Origin of the sequence: Halobacillus alkaliphilus (assembly GCF_900113125.1) — a bacterium.
GTDB lineage: Bacteria > Bacillota > Bacilli > Bacillales > Halobacillaceae > Halobacillus > Halobacillus alkaliphilus.
In genome coordinates this window covers 59,099-73,533 of the sequence record NZ_FOOG01000001.1, presented here as the reverse complement: position 1 = coordinate 73,533, position 14,435 = coordinate 59,099, and the positions used below count along the sequence as shown (strand labels likewise).

Here is a 14,435-nt window from a genome sequence, read left to right as displayed (position 1 = left end):
TCCTATATTAACGATTCACGTAAAGACACTTTAACACCTTCAGGGACATGGACGGTTACATTTATATGTCCCTCCGGAACTGTAATCCAGCCCAGCCCGGAAAACACAATGTCTGTTTTATCTTCTTTAATTCTGAACGTTTGTTTTTTAAGCGGTGGTAGTTTTTCCATCGTACGGCTGTCTGGGGGAACAAGTAGTTCTCCAAGGTGATTCTGATATAGATCATCAGCTTTCTCTAATTTTGTTCGGTGAATGTGGAGTTCGTTTGAAAAATAACATACAAACGAAGTACGAGAGCCACTTTCAAAATCCAGCCTTGCAAGCCCACCAAAATATAGCGTTTGAGCTTCATTCAGCTGATAAATTTTCGGTTTTACTTCTCTTCTAGGAGTAATGACTTTTAAATCCTGTTCTGATACATAATGTGCCATTTGATGGCGTTGGATAACTCCTGGAGTATCAAATAAAGAACTATTTTCATCTAATGGAATATCTATAAAACCAAGGGTGGTACCTGGAAAGTAAGAAGTAGTAATAGCATCTTTCTCTCCCGAAGTATTTGAAATCAACGTATTAATAAAAGTGGATTTACCTACGTTTGTTGTTCCTACTACGTAAACGTCCCCACCTTTTCGGTATTGATCCATAGCCTGTGAGAGGTTTGTGATTCCTTGATTTTTTTCAGCAGAGATGAGAAATACATCTTCCACAATAAGCCCTTGCTCCTTTGCTGATCGTTTCAGCCAGTGTTTAACCTTTTCGTGGTTTACAGATTTAGGAAGTACATCCATTTTATTTCCTACAAGGATGACAGGATTATTACCTGTCAAACGTTTTAAGCCTGAAATAAAACTTCCATTGAAATCAAAAATATCTACCAGTTGGATAATTAACCCTTTAGTATCACTAATCTGATGAAGCATCTCTAAAAAATCATCAGCATTATAAGGAACATCCTGCACCTCATTATAATGCTTCAAACGAAAGCAGCGTTTACAAATTACATCTTCCCGTTCTAAAGCTGAAGGCGGGGCGTACCCGGGCTGCTCTGGATGCGATGTCTGAATCTCCGCTCCGCACCCCTGACAATATATTTCGTTCATCAACGATCACTCCTGTCCCAAGTAATTTTCCCTTTTCTTCTCATCCAATTTAATATTCTCCGCTCAATTTGTCGATTAAATTTCGTCAGTAGGCCATCCGTTTCTACGATCGGAACAACTAGGATAGTATGGTAACCAGCCATATTCCCACCCAATACGTCCGTAAGAAGCTGATCTCCGACTACTACGACTTCATCTTTTCTAAGCTTCATTTGTTTCCTAGCTTTCTTAAATGCCTTAGCTAAAGGTTTTCTGGCACTATAAATAAACGTTGCATTTAACGGCTGAGAGAATAGTTTAACTCGTGCTTCTTTATTATTAGAAACAATCGTCACCTGGATTCCAAGATCATTCATTTTTTGAAACCAGTCCTTGATTTCTTCCGTGGCATCTTCCACATTCCAAGCAACCAGTGTATTATCAAGATCAGTAATAACCCCTTTGATTCCTTTGTTTTTCAGTTCACTGGGGTCTACATCAAATATGCTAGGTACGTGCTCGTTTGGTAAAAACTTATTTAACATTTCTTTCACTCCATCTCATAAACACAGACAAAATCTCCTTATACATCATATACAAAAAATCTTCATGTTTCAAAAACGAATTTAAATGCTTGAACTAGAACGTAAATCGTTCGACAATTCCCGACAATTCTGAACTGTGGATAAGTTTATACACAATTTCCACACCCGACTTACTATGGCATCTCTAATTCATTCATTAAAAATGAGAAAGTTATCTACATTTACTTGTAGATAACTGCCATATTGTAGGGAATTTCAGCTCATGGTAAGGTAAGAATACATTACTCGAAACGTTCATTTCGAACACTCAGGAGGTGGCTGTCACATGAGTGACAGAGGTATTAAACAATTATCTGATTCCCTGTTAATACAATCTTACCACAAAGCAATTGAACTGAATCTCTCAGATGACTTCATTCTTCAAATGAGAGAAGAACTAATAGCCAGGTCTATTAATGTGGATAAATTATCCATCCAAGTCGGTTAACTTTCTACAATTTCCATTCTATAGAATTTTTCTACCTTAAAAAACTCGCTGATTTGTAATCAGCGAGTTTTTTTATAAAAATTTTATCTCTTTAATTTGAGGTGTCTCTTCTTATTTAATAGGGAATACTAAAAGGTGTCTCTAATATGCGCTGTCCAGAAGGCTAGAGTTGAATAATGCCCCTGCTTTTGATTACAATTAAATGTACAGTAAGATTGAGAAAGATTGTTTTATATTAAAGAATTTTTGTTGAGGGAGGAACAGCCAAGATGCTGCTGGTAGTATTATTGCCTTTTATCTTTGCAATTGCAATTCCATTTATAAGTAAATGGAAAGATAAATTTCATCCGGGGGTTTTCGTCACTTTGATTCCCGCGATTATCTTCATTTATTTTGTACGTTTTATTGGGACAGGGTTTGAACCTTTAACAAGAGAGTACTCTTGGATACCTTCATTAGATATGAACATTGTATTTTATCTAGATGGTCTCAGTTTATTGTTTGTGTTATTAATAAGCGGGATTGGTGCCCTAGTTGCCTTTTACTCGATTTACTATCTACATAAATCAGAGCAACTGGGACATTTTTATGTATACTTTTTAATATTTATGGGTTCTATGCTTGGAGTAGTCCTTTCTGATAATGTGTTCGTTCTATACAGTTTTTGGGAGTTCACTTCATTATCCTCCTTTTTGCTGATTGGGTTCTGGAACTATAAGCAAGAATCCCGGTATGGCGCGTTAAAATCCATGCTTATTACCGTATTTGGCGGACTAAGTTTACTTGGCGGACTTATTTTCATGAGTGTACTGACTAAAACAACAAGCATTCAGGGTATGATCGATCAGCAACAACTAATCTTGAATAGCGAATTCTTCCCATTAATTTTGGGACTTATTTTATTAGGAGCCTTCACAAAATCAGCTCAGTTTCCATTTCACATCTGGTTACCTGATGCAATGGAAGCTCCAACTCCGGTCAGTGCGTACCTCCATTCCGCTACTATGGTAAAAGCGGGGATTTACCTGGTCGCTCGCTATTCACCGATGCTGTCATCAAGTGAGTGGTTTTTTATTATTGTATCCACTGTCGGTATCATTACCCTTTGCTGGGGATCTTATATGGCTGTCCGACAGACCGATTTGAAAGCCATCCTTGCTTTTTCAACAATCAGCCAATTAGGAATGATCATGGCTATGCTTGGATTTGGTACAGAAATCGCGGTATTTGCAGCTGTTTTCCATATTTTAAACCACGCTACCTTTAAAGGCAGCTTGTTCATGGTTGCAGGTATTGTGGACCACGAAACAGGAACGCGCGACATTCGTAAACTCGGCGGATTAATGACCTTTTTACCTATTACAGCTACCATAGCTTTGTTAGCCTCATTTTCTATGGCCGGGGTACCTCTGCCCTTCTTAAACGGTTTCTACAGTAAGGAGCTTTTCTTTGACGCTTCCTTGCATTTAGAGGTTTCTGGAGAAGGCATTACCGGTTTTCTGATGTCTATCATTCCTTATTTAGCTGTTTTTGGAAGTATCTTTACGTTTGTTTATTCTATGTATTTCTTCTTCAGCAGCTTCCGTGGTAAATCAAATATTGAACAATTACCGAAAAAACCGCATGAAGCTCCGTGGGGCATGTTATTATCACCTATTATTCTAGTGGCTGCGGTTATTGTAATCGGTCTATTTCCCCACTTGATCAATCAACCTTTTATAGAGCATGCAGCTAGTGCAGTAAAAGGGATGGAGATTCACGAACATCATATTAAATTTTGGCACGGTATTAAAACGCCGCTCATTATGTCATTAACGGTTGTATTTTTAGGTACCGTTTTAGTTCTTTCTCGTAAGGTCTGGCAGCCTGTCTATAACTACCTGCCCGGCCGCTTAAGTTTCAATAAGGTATACGATGGAATGGTCGACCGCCTTGAGTCTTATTCATCCATAGTAACTAAAGGGTATATGAATGGCTCTTTAAGTCGGTATGTACGTCTGGTGCTTGCCGCCATTCTCGTCATAACTTTTGCCTTTATGGCGATTACTGGTGGATTTACAGTTGATACAAGCAATTTAGCAGAGATTACTTTACCCGAAATATTTGTGGCGGTACTGATGATATGTGCAGCTGTAGGTACGATTATTACAAATAACCGTATAGCTGCCATTCTCATATTAGGAGTGGTAGGTTATGGCCTATCTATGTTATTTGTCCTATACAGAGCTCCTGATTTAGCCTTAACTCAATTAATTATAGAAACTGTTACAGTCGCCTTGTTCTTACTTGCTTTCTACCACCTTCCAAAAATGAGGAAAAAAGAGGAATCAGCAAGTACACGAACGTTGAATCTGATCATTTCTATTGGCTTTGGGGCTTTAATGACCATGATCGCTATTTCGGCCCATAGTTCTAAATACTTTGAATCAATCGCAAATTATTTCCTTGAAAAGTCCCATTCCCTGGGCGGAGGCGATAATGTAGTAAACGTAATCCTTGTAGACTTTCGTGGATTAGATACTTTATTTGAAATCGTTGTTCTTGGAATTGCCGCTATGGCGATTTATGGTCTTGTTCGTTTAAGAGGTAAAGAAGAGGAGGAGGAATAACAAATGGAAATCATCATGGCGATACTCGCGGGTATCTTATTTACCACAGGTATTTATAACCTCCTTCAAAAGCAATTGTTACGGATTGTCATTGGTACGGGGCTTATCTCTCATGGTGCCCACTTGTTTATCTTAACGATGGGCGAATTAAAGACGGGAGCTCCTCCAATTCTTTCTGAGGGAGTGGAAAAATACACAGACCCCCTTCCTCAAGCCTTAATCTTAACGTCTATTGTTATCAGTTTTGGTGTAACAAGTTTACTGCTCGTGCTGGCTTACAGAACTTCTAAAATTAATGGCACGGATAATATGGAACAAATGAGAGGTACGGATTATGAGTAATTTAACAGCATTGCCCATTATATTACCGCTAATTGCAGGAATTATAATGGCCTTCATTCACAAAAAAACTACTATAGTAAGAAGACTTTCCCAAGTATTCACTGTGTTCAACTTGCTGGTTGTTGGAGGAATTTTTCTTTACGTACTGCAGAACGGAGCCATCATTCTTGAAACGGGCGACTGGGCCGCTCCTTACGGCATTATTCTGGTTGGTGATCTACTTTCCATGACGCTGGTTCTCACCTCTAACCTTGTAGCTACAGCGTGTGTATTCTATGCTCCAAAGTCACTTTCTAAGGAGCAGGAAGCCTTTTACTTTTACAGTTTCTTCTTTATGCTGATTGCCGGTGTTAGCGGTGCGTTCCTGACAGGTGACTTATTCAACCTGTTCGTATTCTTTGAGGTACTGTTAATGGCATCTTACGGCTTGATCGTTTTGGGGAATGGAAAAGCTCAACTTAGAGAATCCATTAAATATGTTTTAATTAATCTATTTTCCTCGATGCTCTTTGTCACGACTATTGCTTTTTTGTATTCAGTAGTTGGAACGGTCAATATGGCACAAGTCGCTGAACGAGTGCAAGAGGTCGAGCAACAAGGTATTCTTACGACTATAGCCATCATGTTCTTTTTCGTATTTGCAACAAAAGCAGCTGTTTTTCCTTTGTACTATTGGCTTCCAAGACCTTATATTTCGCCTAATCCTGTCGTATCAGCGTTATTTGGTGCTTTATTAACTAAGGTAGGAATTTATTCGATCTTGAGGATTTTCACTCTAATCTTCAACCAGGACGTCCAGCTGACACACACACTATTCATTTACTTAGCGGCACTAACCATGATTTTTGGAGTAGTGGGAGCTTTATCTACAAACAATATCAAACTGGTCGTGGCTTACAATATAATCCCCGCTGTTGGTTTTATGCTGATGGGTATAGGTATCTTCACTGAAGTATCCGTTAGCGGCACCATCTACTATCTAGTCCATGATATGATTATCAAAGGTGCTCTATTCCTGCTGGTTGGAGCTGTAGCTTATGTAGCGGGAACTTCAGATTTAAGAAAAATGAGTGGACTTATTCACCATTATCCGGTTCTAGGATGGTTGTTCTTTATTGCTTCCCTGGTACTTGCAGGTATTCCTCCGTTCAGCGGCTTTATTGGTAAACTGCTTCTGCTCAGAGGCGGTCTAGCAGAGGAAGAAATCTTGATTGTCATAGTCGGGCTTGTAACGAGCCTTCTTATTCTATTCTCTATGATTCGTATATTCATTCGCGGGTTCTGGGGAGAGAAAACTGAAATTCCACTGCCTGAAAGAGAACATAAAGGCAAAATGATGGCCTGGCCGATAGGATTGCTTTTAACCTTTTCCGTGTTACTAGGGGTCGGTGCTGAGTGGTTCTATCCATCCATTGAATCCATTTCTAAATACTTAATGGATCCGCAACTCTACATTGATTCTGTATTAAAGGAGTAGTAGCTGATGCCTTTTCAAATCGTCTTAAACATTATTATTGCGATCATGTGGATGTTTCTCAGTGAAAGCTATCAATTTTCCACCTTTCTTGTCGGGTATCTCCTCGGGATCGGTCTCTTATTTATTCTCAGGAGATTCATTCCGGACTCGTTCTATATGCACCGTGTATGGAATTTTATTAAATTGATGCTTTTATTCATAAGAGAGCTTGTCCTTTCAAACATCGATATCGTTAAAGTTGTCTACAAACCAAAACTGGATATAGAACCAGGAATATTCGCTCTTCCTATAGAGTTAAAAAGTAATTTCGAAATAACTTTATTGGCCAATCTAATTACTTTGACACCTGGTACCCTATCCATAGCTGTCAGTGACGACCACACAAAAATTTATGTACACGCTATGGACATCCCGGACGTCGAACAGTCCATTAACGAAATTAAGGAAACCTTTGAAAAAGCTATTATGGAGGTGACTCGCTAATGGACAATATTTTAGATGTTACCCAGCAACTGATCGAGTATTCAGCGACCATCGCGGTCTTGGGGGTTTCTGTTTCCGTTATGATTTTATTGTACCGTGCTATTAAAGGTCCGACCAATCCAGATCGGGCAGTTGCCCTTGATATCATTGGCATTAACTTAATGGCTTTGGCAGGGATCATCGCGGTCTTGCTTGTAACCACCAAATTTAATGATGTTATTCTGCTGATTGGTATTTTACTATTTATCGGAACGGTTGCCTTAGCGAAATTCTTAGAAAAGGGTGTTATTATTGAGCGGGACATGGATTAATTTAATTTTTGACATCCTCATTTGTTTCTTCTTACTATCAGGTACCTTTTTCATCATTTCAGGTTCGATCGGAATTCTTCGCTTGCCTGATGTTTACACGAGACTACACGCCGCGACTAAAAGTTCGACTCTGGGTGTATCGGGAATTATGATAGGTGCCTTTTTATTTCTGTTCATTGAGCATGACATTGTTAGCGGAAAGCTTCTCTTAGGAATTTTATTTGTGCTCCTCACAGCTCCTGTTTCAGGACATGTAATAGCAAGAGCAGCTCACCGAAGTGGTGTTCCTTTATGGGAAAATAGCGTCAAAGATGATTATAATGAAGTCTTACGGGCTGAACAAGAAGAGAAATAAACACCCCATAATAAAAATGAGGGTCCTGTTCCTACAGGACCCTCATTTTTTATGAGAAAACTTGGTCAGGCCTTTTTGTTCCTGTACAAGCACATCCTGCCATTTTGACACATAGATATGTTGTAGGCAATTGCCTAAATATCGAGGAGGTGCGCGTCGTATGAGCAGTATTATCGCTTCCATCCTTTACTTTTTTAAAGAATCTTTATTCTTTATGTCTTACGTCAAGAATCAGGCTTTCCCCAACCCCCTTTCCTCTGAGGAAGAAGCTAAGCAGCTTAAATTAATGCAAGAAGGAAGTCACGAGGCGAGAAATATACTTATCGAACATAACCTGAGGCTGGTAGCTCATATCGTGAAAAAGTTTGAGAATACAAAAGAAGACTTCGAAGATTTAATTTCCATTGGAACAATCGGACTAATTAAAGGGATTGAAAGTTACTCTACGGGTAAAGGTACAAAACTAGCCACCTATGCAGCACGGTGTATTGAAAATGAAATATTGATGCACCTTAGATCCACTAAAAAAATGAATAAAGATGTTTCCCTTCAAGATCCAATTGGTCATGACAAAGAAGGAAATGAACTTAATTTATTGGATATATTGCAAGCAGATGTTAAAGACATAGTGGAAGAAATTCAGCTTCACATGGAACTTGAAAAAATAAAAGACTTTATTACTATATTAGATGAACGCGAAAAAGAGGTTATTATCTTTAGGTATGGACTCAATCAAACCGAAGAAAAGACACAAAGGGAAATAGCAAAAGAACTCGGAATTTCCAGAAGTTATGTATCACGAATTGAAAAAAGAGCGTTGATGAAAATCTTCCACGAATTTTACAAGCAAAGCAAGCAAGGAAAGAAGGTATAAAAGAAGCCACTGAACGATTAATGATCAGTGGCTTTAGTAAGGCTATTCACTTGTTAAAATCTGTTGCAGCTTTTTAATTTTTTTAATTAATAGGAAAGCGTAAATCAATCCGGCCCCGATGACCGGGTATAGAAAATAGTGAACGGTAGTGTGATATTCAAAAATACTAATTAAGGTCCCTATATATAAATAACTAATTAATATTAATAGAGTCATAATAAAGCGTTTGTAATCTGAGATTTTCTTTTCCATCCATTCCGTTGATTTCATGGATAGATCACCTCCTGCACGGCTATTATTGTAACATATTGACCCTGCAGTGGAGATGGTAATATTATCTATTCAAACTGAGTAACCATAGTTATTATCATAGCTGCCGCATTTTCGGCAGCTTTTGGTAAGAATTGTTCGAAAGAAACCGAAGATTCCTTGCCTGCTATATCTGACAAGGCTCGGATTACAACAAATGGCGTCCCGTATCTGTAGCAAACCTGGGCAATTGCTGCTGCCTCCATTTCTGCAGCCACCATCTGCGGAAACTTATTGCGTACGAACTGGACTTTACTTTCTTCCTGCATGAAAGTATCTCCTGTAGCAATCAGTCCCTTTGCCGAGGCCGCATCTGTTTGATCCACCGCTTTCAACGCTTTTTTTACAAGCTTTTCATCCGCTTGGTAGCGAGCAGGCATATCCGGAACTTGTCCATACTCATAAGAGAAGGCCGTGACGTCAACATCATGATACGTAACCGCTTCAGATATAACAATATCCCCTACTTCTAAATGCTCAGCAAAACCTCCTGCCGAGCCCGTATTAATCACAGCTTCAACATCGTAACGCTCGTGCAGAATGCTAGTTGCAACCGCTGCATTCACTTTTCCTATTCCTGATTTTAAAAGGACCACTTCTTTTCCACGGAGATTACCATGAATAAAAAGACTTCCCGCAATTACTTCTCTGTTCGTGTTCTGCATCTCCGTTTGAAGTTTTTCAATTTCCTCATCCATTGCTCCGATAATACCTATTGCCATTTTTTACTCTCCCTTTTGATTAGCGATTCACTTCTTTTTCTTCTAACACTTCTAATTTAACAGGCTTATATCCTTCTCCATCTACCCATTGAATAAATACACGGTAATGCTCGGTCTTTTCTTTGTTTGAAACCGTGGCTTCAGCTTTTTGAGGACTGCCCCCATTCCCAACCCACCACGTGATCATATTATCTTCTGAAAGACCTGTAGCCTTACTGACAGCCTTAATTAATTCATTCCAATCTTGAGAGTCTTTGTTATAAGAAATATTATGATTCCCGCTTGTATTCATTTCTGTAGGAACAGGCTCCCAATCTTTCTTAACGATTTTCGCTACGTTTTCTTTGTCACTTTCTTCAATCACTACATCGTTTTCCTCTTCAGAAGCATCCTTATCCTGTTCCTTATTAGAAGATTCATCATCATTAGAACTCTCTTCATTATTGGAATCGTCTTCATCATCAGAATTTGAACTACTATTCGGATCAGATCCTTTTGATTCGTCCTGCTCTGATTCTTGTTTATTTGTCTGATTGTTTTTCGAACCATCATTGTTCTTGCCCTGTTCTGTGTTTTCTTCCTGATCCGATTCACTATTCAAAACTGTTTTTTCCTCATCAGAACCTTTGGCATTACTTGGTTGATCGTCTCCTCCAAAAGCCATCATAGCTATGAAAACAATCAATAATGCACTGCCGGCACCTACTAACCAATTCATAAGAATAGTACTCTTTCGTTTCTTTTCAAAACGATGAGCCCTTGATCCCTGGGTATGTTTATTAGCCATTCAAGTCTCCTCCTTTGAATTCGTTGTTAATTATACAACAATAGGGCGCAGTGACCAACACTTTCATTCTTTTTCCATTTTATAGGTAATGTCTTAAATTACAGGCTTTGCTGAATCTCAATATTAATCTTACTGAAAAGCTCCCAATACTGGAAGACCCGATTTCGAGACTTTTGTGAGAATCAGGTCCTGCGGGGTTGATTTCGCTTTCCGGCCCTGCACGACGCAGGGCCGCGGAAAGCGAGCCGTTTCCTGAAGCCCCTTTCTCCAAACAATATCTCGAAAGTCGAGTCTTACAGTATCCGGCCTTATTGTGTAATTAGCCTCTTTAAAAATCAACAATAACCCACAGGAGTATTATTAAAGAAACCTATAATAAAAAGACAGGGAAGCCCCTGCCTTTTATTTATAAATACTATTCTACAGTAACAATCTTAACATCAATATCTCCACCTGGAGTAGCTACAGAGACTTTGTCCCCTACTACATGCCCAATGAGACTTTGAGCCATAGGTGAATCATTAGAGATTTTCCCTTCAAATGGATCAGCTTCCGCACTTCCTACAATTGTATAAGTCTCTTCTTCTCCATCAGGAAGTTCTTGAAAGGTAACAGATTTACCTAAGCTTACTGTATCCGGATTGTCATTATCATTTTCAATAATAACAGCATTTCTAATCATGTTTTCGACTTGAGTAATGCGTGCTTCCACAAATGCTTGTTCATCTTTAGCCGCATCATACTCAGAGTTCTCAGAAAGATCTCCAAAGCCGCGTGCAATTTTAATACGCTCTACTACTTCCTTACGACGCTCTGTTTTTAAGTGATGCAGTTCGTCTTCGAGCTTTTGCTTTCCTTCTTCTGTCATGTAAAAGTTTTTTTCTTCTGCCATCTTCTTTGAACACTCCTTTAATCCATCAAAAAATTGATGTTCCCCCATATAGGAAATGAGCGATACCAGCGTATGCTCATTAATGAAATACTATACTTTACACGAGGATTCTTTATTCTAGAACTACTATTGAAAACTATGCCAGATTTCTGGAAGGTTTTCAACTATTTTCTCAATTGAAATGATCTTGCGTTTCATTAAGGACCGTTTGAATTTTTGTAGCCATTAAGTCTATAGCAACGTGGTTTTGGCCCCCTTCTGGAATAATAAGATCTGCGTATCGCTTCGTGGGTTCCACGAATTGCAGGTGCATTGGACGGACCACATTAATATATTGCTCAATGACAGAATCCAGTGTGCGTCCCCGTTCATTAATATCTCTCATCATTCTGCGAATGATCCTCACATCGGCATCAGTATCTACGAAGACCTTTATATCCATTAAATCGCGTAAGCGCTCATCTTCCAGCACAAGAATACCTTCAACAATAATAACCTCTTTAGGCTCCACGTGTATCGTTTCCTCCGAACGCGTATGCACCTTATAATCATAGGTAGGTTTCTCTACCGATTTCTGATCAATTAATTGTTTAAGGTGTTCAATTAGCAAATCATTATCAAAAGCAAGAGGGTGATCATAGTTAGTCTGCAGCCTTTCTTCAAAAGGAAGGTGACTCTGATCCTTATAATAATAATCTTGCTCCACCATTAGAATTGTTTTATCAGCAAATCGCTGGATGATAGATCGGGTGACACTTGTTTTCCCTGACCCTGTACCTCCGGCTACTCCAATAACTACGGGTTTATCTTTCATGTTTCTGGTTTCTCCTTTCATCCCAAACATAATCTTTGAACTCTACGCGGTTCAGTTATTTTTTTATTGTAATAGCTACACCATCGCCAATTGGTACAATTGTCGTATGATAATCGGGATGTTGAACCAGCCAATTATTGAAATCACGAATTTTTCGAGCGATTTTGGCCATACGTTTGTCTGCATGTGAATCGTCTGCAACATACCCCTTAAATAGAACATTATCCGAGACAATTACTGCACCTTCATTTAATAATGGTTCGTATAGATGAAAGAATTCTTCATACTTACCTTTAGCAGCATCAATAAAGAGGAAGTCGAAAGAACCCTCCTTCTGAACATCTTCCTTAAGATCAAGAGCGTCCCCGAACAGGAGTTGAATTTTGTCTTCAGCTCCTTGCTTATGAACAAAATGCTGGGCGTCTCTAAAACGATTTTCGTCTCTTTCTATTGATACAACTTTACTTTTAGGTGAAGCCTCCAACATACGAAGGGCCGAATATCCTATTGCTGTTCCAATTTCCAAAATGCGTTCAGGTCTATGCATACGAATGAGCTGCATTAGAAAATATATACCTGCTTGCTCCATAATGGGTATATTCTTTTCCGCAGCGTATGCCTCCATATCCGCCAATGGTCCTGTGGAAGACGGCAGCAATGATTGCAGATACGCATCTTGCTCCATGATGTTAACATCCCTTCATATTAAGATTACATCCATTTTACAACCCCACTATTTTAACATACAAAAATGGAGGAATGCGAGTAATCTCGCATTCCTCTTCCATAATCAATTAATATATTTATTTTTCTTTTCGTTGTGCTTTTCCAAAGTTTTTGAATAATAAATATTTCCTTCGTCGTCTGCCAGGAAGTATAAGAATTCTGTATCAGCAGGCTGCACAACAGCTTTCAAAGCATTTTCATTAAAATTAGAGATCGGCCCTGGGGGCAATCCCTCTTCTTCGTACGTATTATAAGGAGAGTCGACCTCAAGATCCTCATATAAGACTCTGTCCTTATGCTCTCCCAAAGCGTATAATACAGTAGGGTCTGTTTGTAATGGCATTTCCTCTTCTAAACGATTATAAAATACACTAGCGATTTTCTTTCGATTCTCAGAGGTTCTGGCTTCATTCTCTAGTAACGAAGCCATTGTCATTAGGTCATGTACGGTCATATCCTCATTAAGTAAATCCAGCTGATTCAGTTGTTCTTTGTAAGGCAGTACAACCTCTTTCGTCTGATCTAACATTTTATGGACAATCTGATCTATTGTAGGATCTTCTACATAAATAGGATAAGTAGAAGCAAATAAGTATCCCTCGAGAGGATATTTAATCTCTTCATTTAATACCTCTTCTGTCAAGAGCTCAGGGTACTGTTCCATAAGTTCTTTTACATATTCTTTATCATTCACTTTTTCTAAAAATTCGTCTTTAGTAAATGGAAATTTCTTTGCTAAAGTACCAGCAATTTGATCGAGCGTCCGCCCCTCAGGAATGGTTACCTTAAACGCCGGATCTTTAATTAATTTACCTGACTGCAGTGAATCAATAATCTCATTCAGTTTCATAGACGAAGTAAGCTGATATTCTCCAGCTTGGAATCCTGATTCATTTTTAAATTTTGTATAGAATCTAAAAATTAAATCATTTTTAATAATTTCATTCTTTTCTAGAATCCCCGCAATTTGAGACGTGGATGATCCTAAAGGTATCTCCACACTTTTTTGGCTTTCATCGTTTGGATCCACAGGCTCCAGGGCGGATTTAATATAAAAATAACCGCTTAATCCTCCGATTAGTAGAAGAAGAACAAATATTGTAAGTATGGAAGCTACAATTTTTCGCACCGTGCTTGCTTCCTCTTTACGTTTTTTTAGTCGAGCTTTGTAATTTTTTTTAAAATTTCTTTCGGACAACAGACTTCCTCCTTCCATCCGGTACATTATACTACAAAATGCGAGAGCCTTTCCACATCAGTGGTATAATTTCTATGGTTCAGAAGCTTCACATAAAAAAAGCCTGCAGTTTGCAGGCTCTTTTTTATTTAGGTTAAATCTTCATCTGTCAAAGTATTCAGCATTTCTTCAACCATTTCCCATTCCTCATCCGATTCGATCTGGTAGAGTGCAAGGTCATCTTCTTCGTTTCCTTTTTCTTCATATCGAAACGCAAAAACTTCTACCTCGTCTCCCTCTTTCTGCTCAGCAGGAATGACGGCAATATAGGACTGTTCCGTCTGCTCTACATCGAATGTGAACAATACCTCAAATAAATGTTCCTCTCCATTTTCATCTGGAATTACAATACGTTCTTCTTTTTCTAGTGCCATGATAAAACG

18 protein-coding genes are annotated in these 14,435 nt (G+C 38.7%); 8 read left to right on the top strand and 10 right to left on the bottom strand.

Annotated elements, in window-relative coordinates; all coding sequences use genetic code 11:
- Positions 1–2 precede the first annotated feature (2 nt).
- Positions 3–1,103, bottom strand: a complete 1,101-nt coding sequence (gene yqeH / locus BMZ06_RS00390; RefSeq protein ID WP_089749034.1) for a ribosome biogenesis GTPase YqeH — start codon at positions 1,101–1,103, stop codon at positions 3–5.
- A complete protein-coding gene (locus tag BMZ06_RS00385; RefSeq protein WP_089749032.1) occupies positions 1,103–1,627 on the bottom strand; it encodes a YqeG family HAD IIIA-type phosphatase in 525 nt (174 codons plus the stop codon). Before BMZ06_RS00385 ends, yqeH begins: the two co-directional genes overlap by 1 nt.
- 325 nt (positions 1,628–1,952) lie before the next feature.
- On the opposite strand from BMZ06_RS00385, the gene sda reads away from it, so the two are divergent.
- The 8 genes from sda (at position 1,953) to sigK (ending at position 8,565) form a co-directional block, all read left to right on the top strand.
- Positions 1,953–2,114, top strand: a complete 162-nt coding sequence (gene sda, locus BMZ06_RS00380) for a sporulation histidine kinase inhibitor Sda (protein ID WP_089749030.1) — start codon at positions 1,953–1,955, stop codon at positions 2,112–2,114.
- Positions 2,115–2,383: 269 nt separating this feature from the next.
- Positions 2,384–4,723 carry a Na+/H+ antiporter subunit A gene (locus BMZ06_RS00375; protein ID WP_089749028.1) on the top strand — a complete coding sequence of 780 codons (2,340 nt, stop codon included), beginning with the start codon at positions 2,384–2,386 and terminating at the stop codon, positions 4,721–4,723.
- 3 nt (positions 4,724–4,726) lie between these two features.
- Entirely contained in the window at positions 4,727–5,065 is a 339-nt protein-coding gene (locus BMZ06_RS00370; RefSeq protein ID WP_014643833.1) for a Na(+)/H(+) antiporter subunit C, read from the top strand.
- Entirely contained in the window at positions 5,058–6,542 is a 1,485-nt protein-coding gene (locus tag BMZ06_RS00365) for a Na+/H+ antiporter subunit D (RefSeq protein WP_089749026.1), read from the top strand. Before BMZ06_RS00370 ends, BMZ06_RS00365 begins: the two co-directional genes overlap by 8 nt.
- 6 nt (positions 6,543–6,548) lie before the next feature.
- The gene (locus tag BMZ06_RS00360; RefSeq protein ID WP_089749024.1) at positions 6,549–7,025 is read left to right on the top strand and encodes a Na+/H+ antiporter subunit E; all 477 of its coding nucleotides are present in this window, start codon (positions 6,549–6,551) and stop codon (positions 7,023–7,025) included.
- On the top strand, positions 7,025–7,336 hold the full coding sequence (locus BMZ06_RS00355) for a Na(+)/H(+) antiporter subunit F1 (RefSeq protein WP_089749023.1): 312 nt from the start codon (positions 7,025–7,027) through the stop codon (positions 7,334–7,336). Before BMZ06_RS00360 ends, BMZ06_RS00355 begins: the two co-directional genes overlap by 1 nt.
- Complete coding sequence (mnhG, locus tag BMZ06_RS00350) at positions 7,317–7,691, top strand: monovalent cation/H(+) antiporter subunit G (protein ID WP_175477754.1); 375 nt, start codon at positions 7,317–7,319, stop codon at positions 7,689–7,691. The genes BMZ06_RS00355 and mnhG overlap by 20 nt, the downstream gene beginning before the upstream one ends.
- 160 nt (positions 7,692–7,851) lie before the next feature.
- On the top strand, positions 7,852–8,565 hold the full coding sequence (gene sigK, locus BMZ06_RS00345; protein WP_089749020.1) for an RNA polymerase sporulation sigma factor SigK: 714 nt from the start codon (positions 7,852–7,854) through the stop codon (positions 8,563–8,565).
- Between the two features lie 42 nt (positions 8,566–8,607).
- On the opposite strand, the gene BMZ06_RS00340 is transcribed toward sigK, so the two are convergent.
- From BMZ06_RS00340 to BMZ06_RS00305, 8 genes are all read right to left on the bottom strand, one after another.
- A complete protein-coding gene (locus BMZ06_RS00340) occupies positions 8,608–8,835 on the bottom strand; it encodes a YrhC family protein (RefSeq protein ID WP_089749018.1) in 228 nt (75 codons plus the stop codon).
- Between the two features lie 68 nt (positions 8,836–8,903).
- Entirely contained in the window at positions 8,904–9,596 is a 693-nt protein-coding gene (gene mtnN / locus BMZ06_RS00335) for a 5'-methylthioadenosine/S-adenosylhomocysteine nucleosidase (protein WP_089749016.1), read from the bottom strand.
- 19 nt (positions 9,597–9,615) lie between these two features.
- Positions 9,616–10,383 (bottom strand): YrrS family protein, encoded by a 768-nt coding sequence (locus BMZ06_RS00330; RefSeq protein WP_089749014.1) that lies wholly within the window; start codon positions 10,381–10,383, stop codon positions 9,616–9,618.
- Between the two features lie 415 nt (positions 10,384–10,798).
- Positions 10,799–11,275 carry a transcription elongation factor GreA gene (gene greA, locus BMZ06_RS00325; protein ID WP_089749013.1) on the bottom strand — a complete coding sequence of 159 codons (477 nt, stop codon included), beginning with the start codon at positions 11,273–11,275 and terminating at the stop codon, positions 10,799–10,801.
- A gap of 172 nt (positions 11,276–11,447) precedes the next feature.
- Positions 11,448–12,089, bottom strand: a complete 642-nt coding sequence (udk, locus tag BMZ06_RS00320; RefSeq protein ID WP_089749012.1) for a uridine kinase — start codon at positions 12,087–12,089, stop codon at positions 11,448–11,450.
- 55 nt (positions 12,090–12,144) lie between these two features.
- Positions 12,145–12,774, bottom strand: a complete 630-nt coding sequence (locus BMZ06_RS00315) for an O-methyltransferase (RefSeq protein WP_089749010.1) — start codon at positions 12,772–12,774, stop codon at positions 12,145–12,147.
- A gap of 105 nt (positions 12,775–12,879) precedes the next feature.
- Positions 12,880–14,013 carry an endolytic transglycosylase MltG gene (mltG, locus tag BMZ06_RS00310; protein ID WP_175477753.1) on the bottom strand — a complete coding sequence of 378 codons (1,134 nt, stop codon included), beginning with the start codon at positions 14,011–14,013 and terminating at the stop codon, positions 12,880–12,882.
- A 128-nt stretch (positions 14,014–14,141) separates the two neighbouring features.
- Positions 14,142–14,426, bottom strand: coding sequence for a DUF1292 domain-containing protein (locus tag BMZ06_RS00305; RefSeq protein ID WP_014643846.1), 285 nt, complete (start codon positions 14,424–14,426; stop codon positions 14,142–14,144).
- Positions 14,427–14,435: the final 9 nt, after the last annotated feature.